This window comes from Agarivorans sp., assembly GCF_050295395.1.
Classification (GTDB): domain Bacteria; phylum Pseudomonadota; class Gammaproteobacteria; order Enterobacterales; family Celerinatantimonadaceae; genus Agarivorans.
Genome location: NZ_JBNKPP010000023.1, coordinates 1 through 23265 on the forward strand (window position 1 = coordinate 1; position 23265 = coordinate 23265).

The 23265-nt window shown below is 47.5% G+C and carries 21 protein-coding genes and 1 pseudogene; 11 read left to right on the top strand and 11 right to left on the bottom strand.

The genetic code is table 11. The features are described from left to right. Positions 1 to 95: diguanylate cyclase domain-containing protein (locus ACQY6Q_RS01865; RefSeq protein WP_427977248.1), on the top strand; the 95-nt coding region annotated here is incomplete at its 5' end. A 144-nt stretch (positions 96 to 239) separates the two neighbouring features. Beyond that, positions 240 to 2357, top strand: coding sequence for a methyl-accepting chemotaxis protein (locus tag ACQY6Q_RS01870; RefSeq protein WP_427977205.1), 2118 nt, complete (start codon positions 240 to 242; stop codon positions 2355 to 2357). A 54-nt stretch (positions 2358 to 2411) separates the two neighbouring features. Here the strand turns inward: ACQY6Q_RS01870 and ACQY6Q_RS01875 are convergent, their stop codons facing one another. From ACQY6Q_RS01875 to ectA, 7 genes are all read right to left on the bottom strand, one after another. Beyond that, on the bottom strand, positions 2412 to 3242 hold the full coding sequence (locus tag ACQY6Q_RS01875; RefSeq protein WP_427977208.1) for a mechanosensitive ion channel family protein: 831 nt from the start codon (positions 3240 to 3242) through the stop codon (positions 2412 to 2414). 224 nt (positions 3243 to 3466) lie between these two features. Beyond that, entirely contained in the window at positions 3467 to 4408 is a 942-nt protein-coding gene (locus ACQY6Q_RS01880; RefSeq protein WP_427977211.1) for a TPR end-of-group domain-containing protein, read from the bottom strand. After that, entirely contained in the window at positions 4393 to 5829 is a 1437-nt protein-coding gene (locus ACQY6Q_RS01885; protein WP_427977213.1) for an aspartate kinase, read from the bottom strand. The genes ACQY6Q_RS01880 and ACQY6Q_RS01885 overlap by 16 nt, the downstream gene beginning before the upstream one ends. A gap of 144 nt (positions 5830 to 5973) precedes the next feature. Beyond that, positions 5974 to 6375, bottom strand: a complete 402-nt coding sequence (locus ACQY6Q_RS01890; protein WP_427977215.1) for an ectoine synthase — start codon at positions 6373 to 6375, stop codon at positions 5974 to 5976. A gap of 9 nt (positions 6376 to 6384) precedes the next feature. After that, on the bottom strand, positions 6385 to 6621 hold the full coding sequence (locus ACQY6Q_RS01895) for a hypothetical protein (RefSeq protein WP_427977218.1): 237 nt from the start codon (positions 6619 to 6621) through the stop codon (positions 6385 to 6387). 17 nt (positions 6622 to 6638) lie between these two features. Continuing rightward, positions 6639 to 7934 carry a diaminobutyrate--2-oxoglutarate transaminase gene (gene ectB, locus ACQY6Q_RS01900; protein WP_427977221.1) on the bottom strand — a complete coding sequence of 432 codons (1296 nt, stop codon included), beginning with the start codon at positions 7932 to 7934 and terminating at the stop codon, positions 6639 to 6641. Positions 7935 to 7942: 8 nt separating this feature from the next. Next, positions 7943 to 8464 carry a diaminobutyrate acetyltransferase gene (gene ectA / locus ACQY6Q_RS01905; RefSeq protein WP_427977224.1) on the bottom strand — a complete coding sequence of 174 codons (522 nt, stop codon included), beginning with the start codon at positions 8462 to 8464 and terminating at the stop codon, positions 7943 to 7945. A 476-nt stretch (positions 8465 to 8940) separates the two neighbouring features. Here ectA and ACQY6Q_RS01910 point away from each other — a divergent pair, with 476 nt between their 5' ends. Next, positions 8941 to 9435 carry a MarR family winged helix-turn-helix transcriptional regulator gene (locus tag ACQY6Q_RS01910; RefSeq protein ID WP_427977226.1) on the top strand — a complete coding sequence of 165 codons (495 nt, stop codon included), beginning with the start codon at positions 8941 to 8943 and terminating at the stop codon, positions 9433 to 9435. A 69-nt stretch (positions 9436 to 9504) separates the two neighbouring features. Here the strand turns inward: ACQY6Q_RS01910 and araC are convergent, their stop codons facing one another. From araC to ACQY6Q_RS01930, 4 genes are all read right to left on the bottom strand, one after another. After that, entirely contained in the window at positions 9505 to 10395 is an 891-nt protein-coding gene (gene araC, locus ACQY6Q_RS01915) for an arabinose operon transcriptional regulator AraC (protein ID WP_427977228.1), read from the bottom strand. Positions 10396 to 10472: 77 nt separating this feature from the next. Then, positions 10473 to 11972: an L-arabinose isomerase gene (araA, locus tag ACQY6Q_RS01920; RefSeq protein ID WP_427977230.1), complete on the bottom strand. Its 1500-nt coding sequence runs from the start codon at positions 11970 to 11972 to the stop codon at positions 10473 to 10475. Between the two features lie 20 nt (positions 11973 to 11992). After that, a complete protein-coding gene (locus ACQY6Q_RS01925; protein ID WP_427977232.1) occupies positions 11993 to 12712 on the bottom strand; it encodes an L-ribulose-5-phosphate 4-epimerase in 720 nt (239 codons plus the stop codon). Then, positions 12712 to 14382 carry a ribulokinase gene (locus ACQY6Q_RS01930; protein ID WP_427977234.1) on the bottom strand — a complete coding sequence of 557 codons (1671 nt, stop codon included), beginning with the start codon at positions 14380 to 14382 and terminating at the stop codon, positions 12712 to 12714. The genes ACQY6Q_RS01925 and ACQY6Q_RS01930 overlap by 1 nt, the downstream gene beginning before the upstream one ends. A 402-nt stretch (positions 14383 to 14784) precedes the next feature. On the opposite strand from ACQY6Q_RS01930, the gene chvE reads away from it, so the two are divergent. From chvE to ACQY6Q_RS01970, 8 genes and pseudogenes are all read left to right on the top strand, one after another. Beyond that, entirely contained in the window at positions 14785 to 15843 is a 1059-nt protein-coding gene (chvE, locus tag ACQY6Q_RS01935; RefSeq protein ID WP_427977236.1) for a multiple monosaccharide ABC transporter substrate-binding protein, read from the top strand. A 68-nt stretch (positions 15844 to 15911) separates the two neighbouring features. Next, positions 15912 to 17444 carry a multiple monosaccharide ABC transporter ATP-binding protein gene (mmsA, locus tag ACQY6Q_RS01940; RefSeq protein WP_055733390.1) on the top strand — a complete coding sequence of 511 codons (1533 nt, stop codon included), beginning with the start codon at positions 15912 to 15914 and terminating at the stop codon, positions 17442 to 17444. 1 nt (position 17445) lies between these two features. After that, positions 17446 to 18651 carry a multiple monosaccharide ABC transporter permease gene (mmsB, locus tag ACQY6Q_RS01945; RefSeq protein ID WP_427977238.1) on the top strand — a complete coding sequence of 402 codons (1206 nt, stop codon included), beginning with the start codon at positions 17446 to 17448 and terminating at the stop codon, positions 18649 to 18651. 227 nt (positions 18652 to 18878) lie between these two features. After that, on the top strand, positions 18879 to 19838 hold the full coding sequence (locus ACQY6Q_RS01950; RefSeq protein ID WP_427977241.1) for an HlyD family secretion protein: 960 nt from the start codon (positions 18879 to 18881) through the stop codon (positions 19836 to 19838). Beyond that, positions 19831 to 20757, top strand: coding sequence for an ABC transporter ATP-binding protein (locus ACQY6Q_RS01955; protein ID WP_427977243.1), 927 nt, complete (start codon positions 19831 to 19833; stop codon positions 20755 to 20757). Before ACQY6Q_RS01950 ends, ACQY6Q_RS01955 begins: the two co-directional genes overlap by 8 nt. Beyond that, a complete protein-coding gene (locus tag ACQY6Q_RS01960) occupies positions 20754 to 21854 on the top strand; it encodes an ABC transporter permease (RefSeq protein ID WP_427977245.1) in 1101 nt (366 codons plus the stop codon). Before ACQY6Q_RS01955 ends, ACQY6Q_RS01960 begins: the two co-directional genes overlap by 4 nt. Before the next feature lie 157 nt (positions 21855 to 22011). Beyond that, positions 22012 to 22662 (top strand): class I SAM-dependent methyltransferase, encoded by a 651-nt coding sequence (locus ACQY6Q_RS01965; protein WP_055733395.1) that lies wholly within the window; start codon positions 22012 to 22014, stop codon positions 22660 to 22662. A gap of 125 nt (positions 22663 to 22787) precedes the next feature. Beyond that, positions 22788 to 23265 (top strand): annotated as a pseudogene (locus ACQY6Q_RS01970) (XylR family transcriptional regulator); the annotation flags it as partial.

Here is a 23265-nt window from a genome sequence, read left to right on the forward strand (position 1 = left end):
ATAGCGGCTTTTTAGAACAGTGGATCAAGCGCGCCGACGAAGCGCTGTATCAGGCAAAACAAAATGGACGAAATCAAGTAGTAACCGCATCTTAATAACTTTTTCAGTTGTTCCAACCTCGCTCCAATAAGATGTTTACAATCTCTTCTAACACACTGATAAATTTATTATTTATATAAATATGCTATGTTAATAGAAGCGGCTAAGTGAGTAGCTGCCTGATGGGCATAGGAGGCCACATGAAGTCCTTATCAATTAGCGCCAAGTTACTCTGGATAACCTCGGCCTTATTCTTAATTGTAGTAGCGGTATTATCATTCAGTTTATGGTGGTCGTTAAGCGACAAAAATACCCAGCTTGCCGGGCAAGTAGAAGCTAGCCTGCATCAAGAAACTCAACAACGCTTAAGCGCCCGCGCCGCCGAATACGGTGAAAAAGTGGCCGCTTTTATTAACCAAGCCTACCGTATCCCTTATAGCTTTGCCGGTCTTATCGAACGCACCGCACAGCAACAGCCATTGAGTCGCGACGGCGTCGAGCAGGCGGTATACGGCACCCTACAAAAAAACCAGTTACTGTCTTCCATGTATGCTCAGTTTGAGCCCAATGGCTACGACCAATTGGATAATCAAAATTCAGACGGGCAGAGCCACAGCGTTGTAGGCTCGGGTAGCTTAGAGATTTACGTAGTTCGCAATAACGACGGCAGTATCGAGCAGCAGCAAGTAGAAGACTCCGCGGAGAAATATGTCGACACAATTGGCGAATTTGGTATTCGCGAAGCGGAGTGGTACCTCTGTGCCAAAGACCGCAAAAAACCCTGTTTGATGGAACCCTACCTCTACGAAATCTCCCCCGGCAACGAAGAGTTGATGACTTCGCTTACCGTACCCGTGGTAGTCAACCAACAATTTAAAGGCGTGGTGGGTGTTGATGTAAACCTGCCAGTATTCCAACAGCTTATCGATGAGCTTTCCACCAGCCTTTACCAAGGCAAAGCCAAAGTAACGTTATTAAGCCAATTGGGTTTAGTGGTAGCCGCTAGTCACTACCAAAACTTAGCTCGCCCTCTGGCCGAAGCGATTACGCCGGCACTCGCCAAGCAGTATCAGCAACTAGCTAAGCAAGACGGTTATATGGAAACCGATAGCCAGCTAATATTTGCCTATCCAGTGAGCATCCCGATTGCCGATGCGCATTGGTCTTTACTTATAGAAGTAGACAAGCAAGACGCTTATAAAAGTGCCTTAGGCATGAGCCAAGTGATGGCTGACATGGCTAGCTCGCTAGGTAGCTTGCTATTACTTGTCGGCGCAGTAGTCTCGGTATTAGCGGTGCTAGCGATTAGTATTGTAATACGCTCGCTACTATCACCGCTTAAAGTAATTCAAGCACGGGTCGAAAACCTAGCCAGCGCCGAAGGTGACTTAACTCAATCAGTCACAGTGGATGCTCACGCCGAGCTGATCGCCCTAGGCGGCGGCATCAACGGCTTTATCACTAAGCTACGAGAGTTAATTAGCCAGCTAAAAACCTTATCAGAACGGGCTCAGCACGAGAGTCAAACCTCGGCAGATATTGCCCAGCACACTCGTGACAGTGTGAATAAGCAATATCAAGAAATTGAGAGTGTGGTAACGGCGGTCAATCAAATGAGTTCCACCGCCTTAGAGGTGGCCAAAGCTTCTGAGCAAACCGCCCAAGAAACCGAAGCCATGACCAACAACGCCAGATCCGGCGAAGCGCGACTTAAACAGGCGATGCACTACGTGACCACCATGTCGGAAGAGTCGTTACAGGCCAAAGATGCGGTAGCCAAGGTGGCCGACAGCAGTACCAATATCAGCAATATTGTAGATGTGATTAATGCCATCGCCGAGCAAACCAACCTGTTGGCACTAAACGCTGCGATTGAAGCCGCCCGTGCCGGTGAACAAGGACGTGGCTTTGCCGTCGTGGCAGATGAAGTGCGCTCTTTGGCCTCAAAAACCCAGAACTCTACCGGTGAAATCAGCCAGCTAATTAATACGTTACAGAGTGAGGTGAGCAGTGCTTCGGGGATTATCGAACAGGGCGTAGAAGGGGCTCAACGTGCGGTGGAGCAAACCGAGTCGGCACTCAACGACTTAAATACTATTGTTAGCCAAATCGAGGAGGTGTCTGGGCAAATCACTCATATTGCCACCGCGGCGGAGGAGCAAAGCGCCGTCACCGAAGAGGTTAACCGTAACATTACCGCCATCTCAGACTCTGCAGCAGAGCTGGCCAGTTTGGCCGACCAAACCACCCAAAGCAGTAGCAGTTTGGCGCAGTTGGTGGAGGCGCAACAACAGCAACTTAACAAGCTTAAAACCTAAGTATCAACTCCACCCTCAGAGTTAGGCTTAGCAAGCTAAGCCTAACTGACTGACTCAATCTTGCTGAGCCAATAAACGCACTTCTCGTTGCGGAAAAGGAATACTTATACCGGCCTGTTGTAGCGCATTAAATACCGCTAAATTGGCGGCAAATTTGGTTTGATGATAGACCGGCGTAGGTACCCAAAAACGGTAACTCAGCGTAATACCACTGTCGGCAAAGGCGGCAATGCCCACCTTGGTGCAGGGTGAGCTTTGCACATTTTCAATCGCAGCTAGGGTGCTTTCAATTAGCTGAATCGCCTGCTCGGGTTGGCAACCATACGCCACGGCTACTTCCCCTTCAATCAAACTATTTTGCTCAGTATTTTTAATGATTTCGCCAACGATGTGGCGATTCGGAATGGTGACCCGCTCGTTGTCTTCATTCACCAATACCGTAGTGGCTAAGTTAATTTCTTCAACAATGCCGGTATAACCTTTCACGGTGATGGTGTTTTTGATGACAAAAGGGCGCGTAAGAATAATGGCCAAACCCGCACCATAGTTAGACAAGGTGCCTTGTATGGCTAAACCGGCGCCCAAGGAAATCGCACCTAAGGCTGCCACAAAGGGGGTAATGCTAATGCCCAACTTACCTAGCGCGATAATCACCGTGATGCTGATAAGCAATAACTTCACAAGATTGGCGATGAAGTTAGTGAGGGTAATATCTAAACCCTTGTGCTCCAAAACGCGAAAAATCCATTTAGCTACCTTGGCGGCAAACCACAAACCCAGCAGAATAATGAGAATGGCGCCCACCAGCTGGAAGCTGTATTGCACCAGAAAATCCACAATGGTTTGGTATACCGATTCGAGTTGAGCGAGTTCTTGGTCAATCATCTGGCTATCCTTACATCGATGCTAAACACGGCGGTACCTAAATCGGCACCTAGCGCTAGTTTACTCAGTTAACGCTTGTTTAATAGGATAATTTTAGCCTAAAGCCCCAGCCAGAGAGGGCTTTAAATACACTTGATGATGATTGTTCCCTTGGGGCTCAGCGGATTCGCTTACAGTGACAGCGGGCGGCGCCAAACTGGCTTCCAATAATAAGTGAGGCAAGCCTAGTGAACCACGGCCTGATTTAACATGCTATTGAGTTGCTTTAACGATTCATCATTTAGCAAGGGTTGTAAGGCAGGGTCTTGGCGAATGTCTTCCATGTAACTTTCGCGGCGATTTAGCGCTTCAGCCAAAAAGCGCAGCGCATCTTCGTAGTGTTGCATGGTGGTGTGAGCACAGGCCAACTGGTAAAAGGCATGGCTGTTTTCAGGATCCACCTTAAGCGCCTGATGGCATAAATTAGCAGCCCACTGCGGCTCGTTCAGCTCTAATACCGCATCAGCCTTATAAGTTAAAGCTTCAACATCTTCAGGGCGCAGTTTTAAAATTTCATCGTATATAGTGATTTTATTGGCAGGGGAAGAATCCTGCTGCGCACGCAACCAGAGCGATTGAATTTCTTGAGTTAATTCTATGACTTCGCGGTTTTCTTCGATGTGCAGGGTCTTTTGTTTCAATTGTTTTTCAATTAATTCAAGACGTTGTTCATATTCTTGAACCAACTTGGAAATTTCTTCATCGGCCAGCGTATGCACCCGCTCTTTAATGTCGCGAAATGACGACCAGCCCACCAACACCAATACCGAGGTAGCAGCGGCAATTAAGTAGAAGAAGTAGGTCACCGTGTCGGTGGCATAAGCCACCGCACGATCAACAGATTGATGCTCTCTATCGACAATCTGCTGCATCAGCTCATGTTTGTTTTGCGCCAGATCCACCCGCAATTGCTTTAGCTCATCCAGCACATAACGCTCAATAAAGGGCTTATACAGCGGCTCCTCTAACAGCGCCAACTGCTGGGCAGCTGGAGCCTGCTGAGCTTCTGGCGGAGGTTCGGCTGCCGCCTCGCTCGCCAACGCTTCGGCACTGGCAAACGAGGGCAGCGATATGCTCAGAAACAACACCAGAAACAACACGGCAATGGTACTTAAGACGCTAGACATATGGCTCGTCCATGATCATGAATTTCAACCAACTCGGCATGTAAGCTCTTCACCGCCCGCTCGTAGTCGGCTTCTTTTACCACCAATTGAATGTCTACTTGACGCATCGATTGGTGAATGGCCAATACACTGACAGACTGACTCGCCAAGGCCTGCACGGTTTTAGCTAACATTCCGGCGATTTTCATGTCACTGCCAATGGCTGAAACAATCGCGACTTTCTGCTGATTAAACTCCGCTTCAGGGAAACGTTGCTCTAAGGCTTCGCGGATCCGCTTAACGGTTTTTAAGTTGGTCGATAGATAATGGGTCAAGGTATTAGCGTTAATATCTTTCGACACTAACTGCGCTTTAAAGCGTTGGATAGTCGCCAATACTTGCTGGTCATATTGAGTAATACTGCCCGCCATGTCTTGGTCAAACAGCTCTAGGGCGTAAATACCTTTACAGCCAGCAATAATTTCAACACAGGGTGAATCACTCACATAGTCGCCAGTAATCAGGGTACCACTGTGTTCTGGCTCAAAGGTATTTTTCACTCGCAGCGGTATGTCATTTTGGCGTAAACCCTTGGCAGCCTTGGGGTGAATGGCTTCCATACCCAAGTTGGCCAATTGGTCGGCCACATCGTAGTTGGTTCGACCAATCGGTACGGCATTATGCTCGCCCACTAAGCGCGGATCGGCGCTACTAAGGTGAAATTCTTTATGAATAATGGCTTCTTTAGCTTGGGTCAGTACCGCCAAACGACTGAAAGTCATTTCGCTGTAGCCTCGGTCAAACGAGGTCATTAATCCGGCGTCACTATGGGCGTACCCCGTCACAATCGGCAACTGCTTGCTTAAATCAATTTCAGCAAACGCTTCGCGGATCCGCTGATCCAAGGACACGTGTTTATTGGTCAACCAACCGGTTAAATCCACAAAACAGGCATTCACGCCATCTCGTTGCAGTAGTTTGGCGGTATTCCAGGCGCTATGCGCCTCACCGATACTGGCGAGCATTTCTCTAACAGTGCCTAAATGAGCGTCCAGCGCAAAGTGGCCGTGTTGGCAAAGACTTTGTAAGTCCAACAAACACTGTTTGGCATCATCTAGCCGCTCATTTAGAAAAAGGTTAGCTTGCTTCAGCAGGGTGCCTTCGCCAAACAACTGCAGGTTTATCTCTAACAGTTGGCTCTTTACTTGCTCGAACTTTTTCAGCCAACTGTCATCTTCCATGGCACTGGCAAATAAGCCATAAATACCCGGTTGACCACTCTTTTTATGTTCCAGCAGCTGATCGGTAATGCCGCCGTAGGCTGACACCACAAATACCCGTTGATAAAGCTGCTCTTCACTCGTTTGACAAATAATGTTGTCGCGAACCGACAAGTAATCACTCATCGAAGTACCACCAATTTTCTCAATGGTATGATTCATTGTTTATTAATCCCTTTATCGCTCTTATAAAATAGTCAGTGACCCACAAACCAGCGGTATTGCCAAATGCTGGCTTGTGAGGGCACAAAGATGGTTTATTAATAATCGGCTTAGCCTGCCGACTTAAATTCCAAACAGCCTGAGCTAGCTAAGTGCTTCCGCTTCTAACTCGTAAGCGCCTTCGGCATTGTGAACCTCTTTACCGGTTAACGGCGGGTTAAATACACAGGCTAGAGTCAGCTCTTCAAAGGCACGTAAAATGTGCTTGTCATGGTTATCGAGGATGTAAATCGTACCCGGCTCGATGGGATGCTTAGTGCCGTCTGCGAGGTTTTCAATTTCCCCTTTACCGGCGGTGCAATACACCGACTCCAAGTGATTTTGATAGTGCATGTAGAAGTCAGCACCCTTGTAGATTTTGGTCATGTGGAAAGAAAAGCCCATTTGGTCTTCTTTCAATAACAAGCGGGTACTTTCCCAGTTACCATCGGGCGATACTACTCGACGACTGGTTTTATTGGCTTCTGCTAGTGTTCTTACAATCATAATCTGCCCTTAACTTAGTTTTTTAAATTCAATTAACATGGCTTTGCTGCCAGTTAGGGTGGCGATTTCGCCACCGGCAATCAGCCTCTCATCACCGCGAGCTATCGCCTGACGCTGAGCGCAGGACATAATTCGCAAGTAGCCTTCGCCTTGAAGGCAGCGAAGTAGATAGCGAGCCGAGGCATTCTCTATCGGCAATAACAGCCGCTCCCCCGGCCAAATGCGCAGTTGTTGGCTAGTGCTCATGGTGTAATAAAACGGAACTACGCCACCTCGAAGTAGACTTTTTCTTCGGGAATGTGGTCAGTCTTGGCACACACTTCACGAATCGCCTCTTCAACGATGTCGATGCCTTTCTCTAGGTTGGCTTCGCTAATGACCAGCGGACACAGGAACTTAACGATTTGATCGTCGGCGCCACTGGTTTCAATGATCAAGCCTTTTTGGAAAGCGGCACGAGTAATTTTTCCTGCCAACTCGCCGTTGACGCAGTTAATCCCTTGGAACATGCCCCGTCCCTTGGTGGTAAAGTTACCGTCTCCATATTGCTGGACGATGTTTTCCAAACGCTGCGAAATATAGCGGCCCTTACGCTTCACCTCTTCAGAGAAGGCATTGTCTGACCAATAGTGATCAAGCGCCGCTTTAGCGGTAACAAAGGCCAAGTTATTGCCGCGGAAAGTACCGTTGTGCTCACCGGGCTTCCATTGGTCTAATTCTGGCTTCATCAGTACCACAGCAAATGGCAAGCCATAACCGCCTAAAGACTTAGACAGGGTGATGATATCCGGTTCAATACCCGCTTCTTCAAAGCTGAAGTAGTCACCGGTACGGCCACAACCAGCCTGAATATCATCAACAATCAGTAAGATTTTGTGCTTACGACACACAGTTTGCAGGTTACGCAGCCACTCGATACTCGCCGCATTAATACCACCTTCACCTTGCACCGTTTCTACAATCACCGCGGCAGGCGAATTAATACCACTGCTGGAGTCAGCCAATACTTTATCTAAGTATTCGGTGGTATCGATGTTGTCACCCAAATAGCCGTCATAAGGCATGCGATGGGTACCGTTTAAGCTCACGCCAGAGGCATCACGGTGGTGAGAGTTACCGGTGGCAGCCAAGGCCCCTAAGCTCACCCCGTGGAAACCATTAGTAAAGGTGACAATGTTTTGTTGGCCAGTCACGTTACGGGCAATTTTCATTGCCGCTTCTACGGCGTTAGTCCCTGTTGGGCCGGTAAACTGCACCATGTATTCCATATTGCGCGGACGCAGAATTTTATCGTTAAAGGTTTGTAGAAACTCACCTTTGGCACGAGTGTGCATATCTAAACCGTGGGTAATCCCATCTTGTTCGATGTAATCAAGCAAGGCTTGTTTAAACAAGGGATTGTTGTGGCCATAGTTAAGCGTGCCGGCCCCGGCTAGGAAATCTAAATACTGATTACCATCTTCGTCCCACATCCACTCACCTTTAGCGCGATTAAAGATGCGCGGGAATGAACGAGCATAGCTTTGAACTTCAGATTCAATTTGATTAAAAATTTTCATGGTAATAGTTACTCTTGATTGGCAATTAAAGAAGGTTGAAAAGGTCCGATCCGCACTAGTTCTTCGGAATCATGCTGGCCGGCAAAATGACGCTGCTTATCCATCCACTCACCCGAGTGCAACTCGGCATTGAGGTGTTTGCTGGCTAAAGCTTTAAATAATGACCACGAAGCTTGGTTGTCTGCGGTAATAGTGGTTTCCAAATACTCCACCGCTGCACAAGCAGGGCGTGCAAGGATCTGTTGCAACATGCGAGAAGCTAAACCGATTCCTCTAGCTTGCTCGGCAACAGCCACCTGCCAAATAAACAGGGTATTTGGCCGTTCCGGAATTAAATATCCTGAAACAAATCCAACCAAGGAGCCGTCATATTCCGCCTTCACCGACGTGGCAGAGAAATGACTGCACTGCAATAAATTACAGTAACTAGAGTTGCCATCCAGCGGCGGGCAACTTTCCACCAAACGAAATACAGCCATACCGTCTTCCAGCTTAGGTGCCTTAAAAACGATACTTCCTATATCAAGCAAAAATCCTCCCCAGTTAGAGATATTAATTTGAACTCTAAATAGTAATCGCTGGGCTAAAAATGGATTTAGCTACTATAAACAACGATAAAGCGTAATAAATCCTATTAAAAAGCAATCAAACAGCCCAACAACTATTTAGAACGCGAAACATAGTACACTAAATAAAATTTGATCTCCACCCCAAAATTGATGACACTGTAAATAGCAAAGGGCTGGCTTTTGTGGTGAAAAATGCGACAACAGCCGCTAGCTACCACTGAATGACTGCGGTAATTGCAACAGTCTAGCGGCATCAAAGAACAGAGCCGCAACCGCTAATCCAGGGCTTTTGCAGCCTTTAGCAACAGATAACATAAGCCATCGCTCATCAGCAAAAACCAAAGAGTTTGAGCTGAAACTAAAACCCAATAAATCATTTAGGGTTCTAAATAAATAGCGATATACTGTCTTTTTAATTCGACACATAGAGAAACACTTTGAACAGAATAGAAGAAGTCTTGGTTGCATTACGTCGGGTGATCCGAGGGACCGACTTGTATTCCAAGCACTTAGCAAAAACAACAGGTTTAACCGCCCCACAAATGTTGCTACTGCAAACTATTCGCAACATGGGTAAGGTCACCATCGGTGAGCTGGCCAATGAAATGAGCCTAAGCCAAGCCACTGTCACCAGTATTTTAGACCGTTTAGAAAAACGTCAGCTGGTTTATCGCGAGCGTTCTCAGCAAGATAAGCGCAAGGTGCATGCACATCTCACCGAACAGGCCACCGAGGTGTTAAAAGAAGCGCCGATCCCGCTACAGGAACAGTTCACTAAACAATTTGATGAATTGCAGGAATGGGAACAAATGATGATTATTGCGTCCTTGCAGCGGGTGGCAAAAATGATGGATGCCCATAATATCGATGCCGCACCGGTTTTGGACTTAGGGGTGCTGGACAGACATAGTGCCAGCATCGACAAAGATTAAGCTTCTCTGCCGATCAGCCTAGCTGAGCCTTCAATGCTCAGCTCAAGCTCTTAGCACTACGCAGTACACTTAGTAAATTAAACTAAACTGCTTACGGTAACCCTTGGGGCTAATTCCATTCAGTTTCTTAAATACCCGCGAAAAATACAGCGGATCGTTGTATCCCACCTGCAAACTAATCCGATTAATGCTGACATTATTGGTGATCAACAATTGTTTAGCTCGGCTAATTCTTTGGTCATCCCGCCATTGGGTAATGGTCATACCCACTTCTTCGCGAAACAAGTGGCCTAAGCGGGAACTGGACAAACACACTGATTCGGCAATTTCTTGATACTGAAAATCACGGGTTAGGTTAACCGTCATAAAATTAATGGCCGCTTCGATTCTTGGATCTAAGGCCTTGTTGCGCACATCTGGCTGCATTTGCTTACAACGCAATAGCAATTGTTCGAGTAGATTGAGCGACAGCTCCACATCAAAGGGATCGCTGGTTTTGGCATGCAACTCAATGTCGCTGAATAGTTGCTCTATTTGTAACTGTTTGTCCTGCGGCTCTGGTCTTGGCGAGAAATACACCTCGTTTTTTAACTGTGCCCAATGCAGCCAATCTTGCCAAAAGGCGCGTGGACGAAAATACACCCAGCGATGCTTCCAGCTCTCGGCGTCTTCATGGCGGTGGTAATAATGGGGAACTCCCGGCGGAAACAATAGTAAGTCACCCGGATTAACATCAAAGCGCTTATCATCCTTAAAGATGCTACCTCGCCCCTCACAGGTATAGTTAATGATAAAACCCTTCATCCCCTGTGGACGATCGATGCAAAAGTCGAATTCACCTCCCTTTTCTATTGGCGTTAAGCCTGCTACCAAATGCGCGTCAAAATTGTAACCGGGTTTTAACGGATCATTCTGCATATGCTTCAAGTAGGTTTGGTTAGCAATACGTGTCGAAATCATAGCATTATGTTCTTGGTTTAAAGTATTGGCGAAGTCGCAGTTATGGCATCCCAGCCATCACTGCGACTGATAGGCGATTAACTTAGGGCATTTAAACGGTAATGCAGGTTGTTATGCCGAAGTTCCATTTCCAACTGACGAAGGTCGGTGTTTTTATCGATAACTATCAACTCGATGTCGTGGATCTTGGCATAGTCGATCACCGTTTCCATGCTAAGCGCCTGGGTGTAAACCGAGTGGTGGGCAGCTCCGGCATAAATCCAAGCTGCCGCCGCTACAGCTAAGTTAGGCTGTGGTTGCCATAAGGCATGCGCCACTGGCAAGTTAGGCATAGCTTCTGGTAAATCAACAGTATCTACCGCATTGGCCACTAGGCGGAAGCGGTCACCTAAATCAATCAATGAAAGATTAATGGCAGGGCCGGCCTTAGCTGAGAATTTAAGCCGTGGCACATCGCACTTACAGCCAATGGTGTGGCGAGCAATGATCAACTCGGGTTTGTTTTCACTAATACTTGGACACACCTCTAACATGTGCGCACCCAGTACTTGGTCAACTGCGCCAAAATCGTAGGTGTAGTCTTCCATGAAGGAGCTGCCTCCCACTTGCCCTTCAGACATGGCCTTAACAATTCTTAATAAGGCAGCCGTTTTCCAGTCACCTTCACCGCCGTAACCATAACCCTTGGCCATTAATCGTTGAGTCGCCAAACCGGGTAGATTGCTTAAACCATGTAAGTCTTCAAAACAATTGGTAAAGGCCTTGCAGTCATGCTCCGTTAAGAAGCGTTCCATACCTATTTCTAAGCGCGCTTCGTTTATCAGTAATTGGTAGCTTTGTGGATCTTTTAACAGCGCGTCGTCAACTTTATAAAGCGAACAATATTCGTCAATCAGTGCGGCACATTCGGCTTCACTGACTTGCTCAACATAGGCTGCCAAATCGCCCATGCTATAAGCGTTCACCTCGTAACCAAACTTAATCTGTGCCGATACTTTGTTACCTTCGGTCACCGCAACCTGACGCATGTTGTCACCAAACCGGGCCACTTTAAGGCTAGCAGACTCGTAAACACCGCGGGCAGCACGCGCCCATTGGTCTACATCTTGTTGCACCCGAGGATCTTGCCAATGTCCAGCCACTACCTTACGTTGCACGTTCATCCGCGTGGCGATAAAACCAAACTCGCGACAACCGTGGGCACTTTGGTTGGTATTCATGAAGTTCATGTCAATGCTCGACCAAGGCAAGCCGGCATTAAATTGAGTATGTAAATGCAGCATTGGTTTGCTTAGTTGATTTAGACCGGCAATCCACATTTTGGCGGGAGAGAAGGTGTGCATCCACACCACCACGCCAGCACAGCTACTGTCATTGTTGGCGCGGCGCATTACTGCGGCGATCTCATCCGAGCTAGTCACCACGCCTTGGTTATTAATCGTCAAGCAAATGCTTTCGCTGTCGTTTAAACCTTGTACTAAGAGCTCACTGTCGTTAGCGACTTCTTTTAACACTTTAGGCCCGTATAGGTGTTGAGAACCGGTTACAAACCATAGAGAGGGCGTTGAATTTGTCATGAATCTATCCTTTGTTAAGGCTAATCTTCTTGGCCGTAATAGGCATCTTTGCCGTGTTTACGGAGATAATGTTTGTCCAATAAAGCTTGATTTAAGCTAGTGACCTGAGGATTTAGCTGCTTAGTGTGCAGCGCCATTTTGGCCACCTCTTCCAGCACTACCGCATTGTGCACCGCGTTATCTGGGCTGGTTCCCCAAGTGAAGGGGCCATGTTCTTTGACCACGATACCTGGCATAGAAAGAGGTTTGATTGCCCCTAAGGTTTCTTCAATCACCAAGCCGGTATTGAGCTCATAGTTGGTCGCCACTTCGGCTTCGGTTAAGGCGCGGGTGCAGGGTATGTCGCCATAGAAGTAATCGGCATGGGTCGTGCCTAAGGCCGGAATACTTAAACCCGCCTGGGCCCAAGCACAAGCAAAGGGCGAATGAGTGTGTACTACCCCGCCAATGTCTTCGTAAGAGCGGTACAACACCAAATGTGTAGAGGTATCGGAAGAAGGCTTGAGATCGCCTTCAATCACTTTACCGGCCAAATTTAATATCACCATGTTGGCGGGGCTTAACTTGGCATATTCTACGCCGCTAGGCTTAATCGCCACCAAGCCCAGCTCGCGGTCGATGCCCGAAACATTACCCCAGGTAAAGGTCACCAAATTATGGGTTTGTAAGGCCATGTTGGCTAAGTAGACTTGCTCTCGCAGTTCGTTGATACGCTGCGCTGCTGCTGAATCGGCTAACATTACTCGTCTCCCTGTTTAGCGCATAAACCTTCCACGCAATCTCCCAATTGACGATAGGCTTGATGACGCTCACGATAAAATGCAACCCGCTCTGGATTGGGCTGATAACTGAGGTGCACGGCACTGGCCATGGCTTGCTGTGCGCTAGCAGTATCGGGATAAACTTCGGCCGCTACGGCAGCAAAAATGGCTGCGCCTAGGGCACAACACTGTTCGCTATCCATCACTAGCAACTCACAATCCATCACATCCGCACAAGTTTGCATCACTAGCGGTGATTTCTTGGCAATACCGCCAATTGCAATCACCCGTTTCACTGGAACTTGTTGATTAACAAAACAATCCATAATGGCTTTAGCACCATGAGCGGTGGCTTCCACCAAGCTATGGAAAATCATCGGGGCGGTTGAGCCCAAGTTAAGGCCACTGATATTGCCGGTAAGTCGTTGGTTGGCAAAAGGAGTACGTCGACCATTGTGCCAGTCCACCGCCACTGGCGAATTGCCGTGCTGCTGCTGGCAATGCTCGCTTAACATTGGAATGATTTGCTGATCAAGATCTTGCAGCGCGGCTTGTAATTCAGGTTGTTGCTCGGCCAGCTGTTGCAGTGGCCATAACAGCACCCGCTTGTACCACGCATATAGGTCACCAAAGGCCGACTGTCCCGCTTCTAGAGCCACCAGCTCAGGCATGGCGCTGCCTAGTACCTGGCCACAAATACCTTCGATGGTGCGCTCGCCAAGTTCTTCGGGATCGACCATTAAAATGTCACAAGTAGACGTGCCCATTACTTTTACTAGGTCATGGGCACCAGCGCCGGCCCCCACTGCCCCCATGTGACAATCAAAGGCCCCTACGGCTACCGCAATATCGGCATTCAAACCCAGTTTTTCAGCCCATTCGGCGCTTAATCGCCCGGCTAGCTGGTCGGCACTATAAACCTGTTGGAACATCCGCTCGCGAATGCCATCTAAAGTAGGAGATATCGCGCTAAGAAAGGCTTGGTCGGGTAAGCCGTCCCAAGATTCATGCCACAAGGCTTTATGCCCCGCGCCACAAACACCACGACGAAGTGTATCGGGAGCGGTAGTGCCAGATAGTAGCGCAGGGATCCAGTCTGCCAATTCAACCCAAGAATAAATCGACTCGGCCAGTTGTGGATCTTGTTCCGATACCCAAGCCGCTTTAGCCCAGAACCATTCACTAGAATAAATACCGCCTACATAACGGGTGTAGTCCGGAAATTGTCCGCCGTGAGCCAACTGATTGATTAACTCAGCCTTGCTAACACTGGTATGGTCTTTCCACAAAATAAACATGGCATTGGGGTTGTCAGCGTGCTCATCTAACAAAGCCAGTACTTCACCGTCTTGGTTAATTGGCGCAGGGGTAGAGCCCGTGGTATCAACACCAATCCCCACAATATTCTGGCGAATGTCTGGCGAGCAATCGGCTAACGCCTGTTGCACTGCACTGGTCATGGCTTCGATGTAGTCGCGGGGGTGGTGCCGAAACTGAGCGATATCAGCTTGTGAGTACAAGCCTTTATTCCACCTCGGATACAAGCTCACCCCACTGCATAGTTCATCGCCATTGCTGGCGTTCACCAACAGGGCCCGCACTGAATCTGAGCCGAAATCTAAGCCTATTACATACTGCTGCTTGTTCACGCTGCACACTCCTATAAAAACACAGTTATTGCATCTCATAGTGGTCGCTAGTGGGCAAACCCGCCATATACGATAACGCTAACATCATGGATATTTCCGTTGTGAGCATTTTTTTGAAACATCTGTCAAAAATCAGAAATAACCAAAGAAAAGCTTTTCAATAGGCTAAAAGTAGCCTAAACATGCTTAATATTGACTATTTTTAAGGATTCACATAATGGCAACATGTCAATAACAGCTAAATATATAGATAAAATCGCTGTCATCGAAAACTTGTTGTCCCGTTAGCGAATAAGTTTAAAAAGATGGTCAATACTAAGTTCCAGTTAAACGAGAGCAACGCAACATCGCTCAACCATTAACTAACCATTAATAGCTGAATCATTTACACGGAGTGAAAAAATGAAGCTTTATAAAACGTTAATTAGTGCGGCAATGGTGTCGTTATTGGCATTAGCTCCAAGCCTTGCCAGCGCCAAACAAACTGTCGGCATTGCAATGCCTACTAAGTCATCAGCCCGCTGGATCGGCGATGGCGCCAACATGAAGTCCCTATTTGAGAAAAACGGATATAAAGTCGTTCTACAGTACGCTGGTGATGACATTCCAAACCAACTAGCACAAATTGAAAACATGGTTGTTCGTGGCGTAGATGCATTAGTTATTGCCTCTATCGACGGCACCACCCTATCTAAAGTGTTAGAACAAGCCGCTGAAAGCGACATTCCTGTGGTTGCCTATGACCGTTTGATTAAAGGTTCTCCACACGTTGACTACTACGCCACCTTCGATAACTTCCAAGTGGGTGTTCTTCAAGCTCAAACCATTGAAAAAGCGCTTGATTTAGCTAACGGAGCGGGTCCTTTCAACATCGAACTATTTGGTGGTTCACCAGACGATAACAACGCTTACTTCTTCTACAACGGTGCGATGTCGGTACTACAACCTTACATCGACAGCGGTAAGTTAGTGATTCGTAGTGGTCAAACTGGCATGGAAAAAGTGTCTACACTTCGCTGGGATGGTGCAACCGCCCAAGCACGTATGGATAACCTATTAAGTGCCTACTACACCGATGACCGCATTGATGCTGTATTGTCACCTTACGATGGCATCAGTATTGGTATTTTGTCTTCACTAAAAGGTGTGGGTTACGGCAGTGCCGATATGCCTATGCCCTTCGTTTCTGGACAAGATGCTGAATTGCAATCGATTAAATCAATCATTGCCGGCGAGCAAGGCTCAACCATCTTTAAAGATACTCGTGAATTAGCCAAAGTCACCGTAAGCATGGTTGAAGCATTGATGAATGGCAGCGAGCCACAAATCAACGATACCAGCACCTACGACAACGGCTACAAGGTAGTACCTTCATACCTGCTAAAACCTGTTCCAGTAGACAAATCTAACTGGGAAGAAGTGTTAATTGGCAGCGGTTACTACAGCAAAGACCAGTTTTAATTCGAAATAGGTTTGCCTTTGCCTAAAGGCAAACCTTGCACTTTCGACTTTGTTTTCCTGAGGGAACTATGAATACCATTTTAGAAATGCGTAACATCACCAAAACTTTCCCCGGTGTTAAGGCGCTAGACAATGTGAGCCTAAGTTTAGAGCAAGCAGAGATCCATGCGCTTGTAGGCGAAAACGGTGCTGGAAAATCAACCTTAATGAAGGTGCTTAGCGGCGTCTATCCTCATCATAGCTTTGAAGGTGAGATCATTTATCGCGGCGAAGTTCAAAAGTTTAACAACATTTCTGACAGCGAAGAAAAAGGCATTATCATTATTCACCAAGAGCTGGCCTTAGTGCCTATGCTATCGATTGCCGAAAACGTATTTTTAGGCAACGAAATTGATGAAAATGGAGTAATTAACTGGCCTGAAACTTTTCTAAAAACCAAAGAAGTATTAACCAAGGTTGGTTTAGGCAAAGAAAACCCACAAACCAAAATTCAAAACCTGGGGGTAGGTAAACAGCAATTGGTAGAAATTGCCAAAGCACTCTCTAAAGACGTAGACGTATTGATTTTAGATGAGCCTACCGCCAGCCTTAATGAAACCGACAGCGATGCCTTGCTCGAATTATTACTCGAGTTTAAGCGCCAAGGGATCTCGTCCATCATCATTTCTCATAAACTCAACGAGATCGCCAAAGTCGCTGACAAAATCACCGTGATTCGTGACGGTGGCTCAGTTAGCACGATGGACTGTCGGCTAGAAAAAATCAGTGAAGACCGCATCATTCAAGACATGGTGGGTCGTGAGCTTAAAGACCGTTACCCACCACGCAAGGCGCAAATTGGTGACGAGATCCTCAGTGTCAGTAACTGGGAAGTTTACCATCCCGAACAAGCCGATAGACGCATTATTCATAACATCAACTTAGCGGTTAAACGTGGCCAAGTAGTGGGTATTGCTGGCTTAATGGGCGCAGGGCGAACTGAACTTGCACGCAGTATTTTCGGCCACTCCTACGGCCAAAAAATTTCTGGTGAGCTCAAACTACACGGCAAAACAGTTGAATTAAATAGCATCGAAAAAGCCATTAATGCCGGTCTCGCTTATGTAACCGAAGACCGCAAAGACTACGGTTTGGTATTAATCGACAGCATTATGCATAACATTCCCCTCGCCAATCTGCCTGCCATTTCGAAGAATTTGGTGGTGAATAATGCGAAAGAAAGTTTGCTCAGTGAAGACTTCCGTAAAAAGATGAACATTCGTTGTTCATCGATCAGCCAACATACCGAAAACCTCTCCGGCGGTAACCAACAAAAAGTGGTGTTAGCTAAGTGGCTATTTGCCGATCCCGAGGTATTGATTCTGGACGAACCGACTCGCGGCATTGATGTAGGGGCCAAGTATGAAATCTATACCCTCATCAACAAGCTAGCCGAGCAAGGCAAAGGCATTATTGTCATTTCCTCCGAAATGCCCGAGCTACTTGGTATGTGTGACGAGATTTACGTTATGAATGAAGGGGAGCTGGTGGGGTCACTCAGCCAACAAGAAGCTTCTCAAGAAAAAATTATGCAGTTAATCATTCAATCTGGGAGAGAATGAGATGAACACGAAAGTCGCAGATAGCGCTAAAGTACCCACTGAATCAGTGAGTCTCTTTGGATCATTTGCTCGCCACCTACGCGAATATGGAATATTACTCGCCCTGATTTTTATTATGGGTTTTTTCCAAATCATTACCGATGGCACCTTGCTTAAACCGGTTAACCTAACCAACCTATTTTTGCAAAACTCTTACATCATCATCATGGCACTAGGCATGTTATTGGTGATTGTGGCCGGCCATATTGACCTCTCGGTCGGCTCGGTGTGTGGCTTTATTGGCGCGCTCGCCGCGGTGTTAATGGTTAACTTCGAGTTTAACTGGTTCTTAACCGTCATCATCTGTTTAGTCACCGGTTTCGTAATTGGTGCCATGCAAGGCTACTGGATTGCCTATCATAAGATACCCGCGTTCATCGTTACCTTGGCGGGCATGCTAGTATTTAAAGGCTTAACCATTGCTTTACTACAAGGCCAATCGGTGGGTCCTTTCCCTACCCAATTCCAAGCTCTAAGCTCAGGTTTTATTGGCGATATCTTCGATATGCACAAATTTAACCTTACCTCGTTCATTATTGGTTTAGTCGGGGTAGCGGCCTTTGTAGGTTTTAACCTAAGCAGCCGCTTAAAACAGCAAAAATTAATGCCCGCCGAAGAACCCATGAACGTGTTCGTACTACGTCTTGGTTTCATCTCTTTCGCGCTATTGTACTTGGTGTACTTACTCTCCACTTACAAAGGTATTCCTAATATCTTGATGGTAATGGCGGTACTGATTTCACTGTATGTATTCATTACTAACAATACCACTATTGGTCGTCGTATCTACGCGATTGGCGGTAACGAAAAAGCCGCCCAAATGTCAGGGATTAATACCAAAAAGATTACCTTCTTAACCTTTGCCAACATGGGCATGCTAGCCGCTTTAGCCGGTCTGGTATTTGCTGCTCGCTTAAATACCGCTACTCCTAAAGCCGGTTTGGCTTTCGAGTTAGACGTAATTGCTGCGGTATTCATCGGTGGTGCTTCGGTACAAGGCGGTGTAGGTAAGATCCTCGGTGCGGTAATTGGTGCCTTCATCATGGGTGTGATGAACAACGGTATGTCAATTATGGGCGTGGGTATTGACTGGCAACAAGTGATTAAAGGCTTGGTATTGCTAGCTGCGGTTATCTTCGACGTCTACAGCAAAAAACGTGCAAGCTAGTTTGTAAAAACAGTCCATTCCATTCCTACTGTTTTTATTAGAGATTAAGCCCAGCTTAATCTCTTTTTTTATTTATAAATCAACTATCTAACCTTCAAAAAAGCCCGATTTAACAACAACAACCTAATGAGTCACAAAACTGCCTTAGGCTTCATACTATACTCAGCCTTAAGGAAGAGGCTAAAGCTTGGCCTCATTGCCCACCTTGAGTAAGGAAACCCATCACCATGCTGCAACGTTGGCTCAGTCTATTCGCCTTGATATTGCTCTGTGCGTGCTCGCCGGAGTCGCCTAGGCAAGCCTTAGGTACGCTTGAGCGCGACCGTATTACTTATACCGCGACCGCTAATGAAATTATTCGCGCCTTGCCCATCAAAGAAGGCCAAGCAGTTAGCCAAGGGCAAATACTGGTTCGGCTTGATACTAGAAACCAACGTGCAGTATTGGCCCACGCCACTGCCGAACAAGCCAAAGCCGAGGCTTACTTGCTTAAGCTCAGCAACGGCGAGCGTCCTGAAGATATTGCCGCCGCATCGGCCCGAGTGGCACAGGCTCAAGCACAGGTGGTAGAAGCCAATAAGAGTTACCAGCGTAAAGCCGAACTGGTAAAACGCGAGCTAATCAGCCATGCCGAGCTAGACTCAGCTCTAGCCTTACGCGATTCGGCTCGCGCCGGGCTTAACTCCGCCCAAGAAGAATTTAATAAACTCACCGCAGGCTCACGCCCCGAAGACATCGAACAAGCCAAGGCGGCACTAATGGCGGCGCAAGCCGATGTGGCACTGCAACAGCAAAAGCTAGAAGAACTCACCGTCACCGCCACCCGCGACGGGATCCTCGATAGTCTGCCCTATAACCTTGGCGAACGCGCCCCCAGTAATGCCATTATTGCGGTAATTCAGGCTAATCGCGTACCCTATGCGCGGGTCTATGTTCCGGCCAATTACCGAGTAGGTTTTGTGCCGGGGGCTCAATTTAAGGTGCATGTAGATGGGGTTAGCCAAAGCTTTCAAGGCACGGTGCGTTGGGTCGCTAGCGAACCCTCGTTTACCCCCTATTACGCGCTCACCGATAAAGAACGGGCGCGCTTAATGTATTTGGCCGAAGTCGATCTACCCGACAGCGCAGCGACGCTACCTTCCGGCATTCCCGCTCAGGTCGACTTACAGGTAAGCAACGATGACTGAATACGCCATTCGAGCCAATTCGGTAGTGAAACGTTTTGGCCAGTTTACCGCTATCAATAATATTAATTTAAACGTAGCCAAGGGCAGCATTTATGGTTTTTTGGGCCCAAATGGTTGCGGTAAGTCCACCACAATTCGGGTATTAACCGGCTTGCTCAATCCCACTCAGGGGCAAGTGAAAGTCTTGGGACTAGAGATTCCCAAACAATCCGAACAACTGCGCCTAAAAATCGGCTATATGACCCAAAAGTTTTCTCTCTACGACGATTTAACAGTACTAGAAAACCTCGAATTTATTGGCCAAATCTTTGCCATTAACGGCCGCGAATTAAAGGCGCGCATTGCCGCCCAGCTGTCTACTTATGGGCTAAATCAACTGGCGAAGCAACGCGTAGCGGGTATGAGTGGCGGACAAAAACAGCGGCTCTCGCTGGCGGCCGCAACCATGCACCAACCTGAATTATTATTTCTAGATGAACCCACCTCGGCGGTGGATCCGCAAAACCGCCGTGACTTTTGGGAGCAGTTGTTTGACCTGTCCGCCCAAGGCACCACCATCTTAGTCACCACTCATTACATGGATGAAGCGGAACGCTGCCACCGTTTAGCGATTATGGAAGCAGGCGAGATCCGCGCCGATGGTGAACCAGAGCGGCTAATGGCTGAGATGGGTGTAAATGTAGTGGAAGCCAAAGCGGCCAACTTGCGACAACTTAAAAACCAGCTGTTACAGTGTCAGGAAGTTCGCTCGGCGGCGCAAATAGGAGTGCGGCTGCGGATCTTAATTTACCAGCAAGTCGCGCAGCCACTGGAGTGGCTAAAACAGCGCTTCCCCGACCTAGCCCAAGCAGAGTTAAACCTAGCCCGCCCTAGCTTAGAAGATGTATTTGTCAGCGTTACCGGAGCCGGCCGCCAATGATCAACAGCCTTGCCCGAATCAAAGCGGTAATCATTAAAGAGTTACGCCAACTAAGCCGTGACCGCATCACCTTTGGCATGGTAGTAATGATTCCGCTAATTCAGTTATTGCTATTTGGTTTTGCCATTAATACCGATATTCGTAATATACCCATTGCCGTGGTTGACCAAAGCGGCAGTGCGCTGGGGCGGGTGATTACCGAGTCGGTGAAAGTCACGCAAGTGGTTAAGGTGACTCAACAATTAACTAATATTGCTCAAGCAGAACAGGCCATTCAAGACGGACAAGTGCGCGCCGCCTTAATTTTACCGCACGACCTTAGCCAGCGTATGGTTCAGGGGCGAATATTAGGGCAATGGCTGGTTGATGGCTCCGATACCATGATTAGCTCGGCAATTTTAGCCCTGCAAAATATGCCACTGAGCGATTTTGACTTCGAGCTACGCCCCGCAGCTAGCAAAACCTTTGAGGTGGCGCTGTATTACAACCCGACTCGCCGCTCAGCCGTTAACATTGTGCCCGGCCTATTGGGGGTTATCTTAACCATGACCATGATCCTATTTACCAGCGCCGCCATCGTTCGCGAGCGCGAGCGTGGTAATTTAGAACTGCTGATTACCACCCCCATCCATTCACTGGAGTTGATGATAGCCAAAATTATTCCCTACATCTTTGTGGGGTTAATCCAAGTGGCAATAATACTCAGCCTCGGTCATTGGGTATTTGGCGTGCCAATCAATGGTGAACTGAGCCAGATCCTGTTAGGCACCCTGTTGTTCATCGCCGCCAGCCTCAGCTTAGGTTTGGTTATCTCCACCGTGGCTAATACTCAGTTACAAGCGATGCAGATGACGGTATTTATCTTATTACCGTCGATTCTTTTGTCGGGCTTTATGTTTCCCTACGAAGGCATGCCGATAGAAGCGCAGTGGATTGCCGAGGCGCTACCCGCAACCCACTTCATGCGCATTATTCGTGGCGTAATACTACGTGGTGCCAACTTAATTGAGCTGTGGCGCGACAGCCTGTGGTTGCTAGGTTTCACATTTTTGGGTTTGCTATTTGCCTCATTGCGCTTCAAAAAATCGCTGGATTAAGACATCGGCTCAAGGCCAAACTCCACACTGGGTTATGACTGAGCAATTTTTGAGCACTTGCTTTATTCAGTTAATACTGTAAGCTGCCCGCACCTCCGTTTTGTCACTTCGCTCCCTTGGTCGCTGGCTCAGCGCTATTTATTAATGCGGCCCAACCATGACAAAGCTTCGTTTACGTTATCAAACCCTAGAGTTTGGTGATACCGACATCCATTTATGCACTCTGCGTAATACTCAAGAATTTCACGACCCCCAAGGTCGCGCCGAACAGCTCGGCATTTCTTCGGCAAGTTGGCCCATATTTGGGGTAGTTTGGCCTTCTAGTCTGGTGTTAGCTCATTACATCAACGACTACGATACCGAAGCCAAACGGATCCTAGAAATCGGCTGCGGCATGGCGTTATCCAGCCTGCTACTGAACAAACAAGAAGCCGATATTACCGCCACCGACTACCACCCAGAAGTGCAACACTTTCTCAAAAGAAACGCCGCCATCAACCAAGATCAAGCCATCGCTTACCAACAAGTAGACTGGGCCGATAGCAACGACAGCTTAGGTTTGTATGATCTCATTATTGGCAGCGATTTATTATATGAAGACGAGCACATCGAGTTATTAGCCAACTTCATTCAACGCCACGCCAAGCCACACTGCGAAGTGATCATTGTGGACCCAGGCCGTGGTCGCAAAAACAAACTCGGCAAAGCCATGACAGCAGCCGGTTTTGCGATTAGCCAACACAAACCCGAGCACACCGATTACCTAGACAAAGAGTTTAAAGGCTACATTCTTAGCTTTCGTCGTTAAGTGCATGCAAAGTCTCGCAGCCCTTCTACGAAAACAAGTCACAGGGGTAAAAGCGCTATTTGGCCGTGAATAAGCGCCGCATATTGAATATAATTAGCCATTATTCAGCCCAAAAGTGCCGCCTGATGCGTGACAACTTCAATATCACTTTGTTATTCAATGCCAATAAAAACTATGACAAGCAAATTATTGAAGGAATTGGCGATTATATTCAATCTCAGCGTAGCGAGTGGAATATTTACATGGAGGAAGACTTCACCTCCAGAGTGGAATATTTTCACTACATCAAATGCGACGGCATTATTGCCGACTTAGACATCATCGAAATAGAAAACGCCGTCACTCAACTAGACATTCCCATCGTGGGCACTGGCGGCTCTTACGAGGATTCCAACGATTACCCCAAAGTGCCCTATGTAGCGACCGATAACCAAGCGCTGATTAGTGAAGCACTGAAACACCTGTCTGCTAAAGGTCTGCAAAACTTTGCCTTTTATGGGCTACCCTGTGAGAACAAGTTTCGCTGGGCCCGCGAACGGCGCAAGGCGTTTAGCCAGTATGTTGAAGACAATAACTACTACGGTGACGTCTATTTGGGCCATG

What these genes read in the sequence shown, in the direction of transcription:
- ACQY6Q_RS01870 (WP_427977205.1), top strand. Translation starts at nt 240, where the DNA reads ATGAAGTCCTTATCAATTAGCGCCAAGTTACTCTGGATAACCTCGGCC.
- ACQY6Q_RS01875 (WP_427977208.1), bottom strand. Translation starts at nt 3,242, where the DNA reads ATGATTGACCAAGAACTCGCTCAACTCGAATCGGTATACCAAACCATT.
- ACQY6Q_RS01880 (WP_427977211.1), bottom strand. Translation starts at nt 4,408, where the DNA reads ATGTCTAGCGTCTTAAGTACCATTGCCGTGTTGTTTCTGGTGTTGTTT.
- ACQY6Q_RS01885 (WP_427977213.1), bottom strand. Translation starts at nt 5,829, where the DNA reads ATGAATCATACCATTGAGAAAATTGGTGGTACTTCGATGAGTGATTAC.
- ACQY6Q_RS01890 (WP_427977215.1), bottom strand. Translation starts at nt 6,375, where the DNA reads ATGATTGTAAGAACACTAGCAGAAGCCAATAAAACCAGTCGTCGAGTA.
- ACQY6Q_RS01895 (WP_427977218.1), bottom strand. Translation starts at nt 6,621, where the DNA reads ATGAGCACTAGCCAACAACTGCGCATTTGGCCGGGGGAGCGGCTGTTA.
- ectB (WP_427977221.1), bottom strand. Translation starts at nt 7,934, where the DNA reads ATGAAAATTTTTAATCAAATTGAATCTGAAGTTCAAAGCTATGCTCGT.
- araC (WP_427977228.1), bottom strand. Translation starts at nt 10,395, where the DNA reads ATGATTTCGACACGTATTGCTAACCAAACCTACTTGAAGCATATGCAG.
- araA (WP_427977230.1), bottom strand. Translation starts at nt 11,972, where the DNA reads ATGACAAATTCAACGCCCTCTCTATGGTTTGTAACCGGTTCTCAACAC.
- ACQY6Q_RS01925 (WP_427977232.1), bottom strand. Translation starts at nt 12,712, where the DNA reads ATGTTAGCCGATTCAGCAGCAGCGCAGCGTATCAACGAACTGCGAGAG.
- chvE (WP_427977236.1), top strand. Translation starts at nt 14,785, where the DNA reads ATGAAGCTTTATAAAACGTTAATTAGTGCGGCAATGGTGTCGTTATTG.
- mmsA (WP_055733390.1), top strand. Translation starts at nt 15,912, where the DNA reads ATGAATACCATTTTAGAAATGCGTAACATCACCAAAACTTTCCCCGGT.
- mmsB (WP_427977238.1), top strand. Translation starts at nt 17,446, where the DNA reads ATGAACACGAAAGTCGCAGATAGCGCTAAAGTACCCACTGAATCAGTG.
- ACQY6Q_RS01950 (WP_427977241.1), top strand. Translation starts at nt 18,879, where the DNA reads ATGCTGCAACGTTGGCTCAGTCTATTCGCCTTGATATTGCTCTGTGCG.
- ACQY6Q_RS01955 (WP_427977243.1), top strand. Translation starts at nt 19,831, where the DNA reads ATGACTGAATACGCCATTCGAGCCAATTCGGTAGTGAAACGTTTTGGC.
- ACQY6Q_RS01960 (WP_427977245.1), top strand. Translation starts at nt 20,754, where the DNA reads ATGATCAACAGCCTTGCCCGAATCAAAGCGGTAATCATTAAAGAGTTA.
- ACQY6Q_RS01965 (WP_055733395.1), top strand. Translation starts at nt 22,012, where the DNA reads ATGACAAAGCTTCGTTTACGTTATCAAACCCTAGAGTTTGGTGATACC.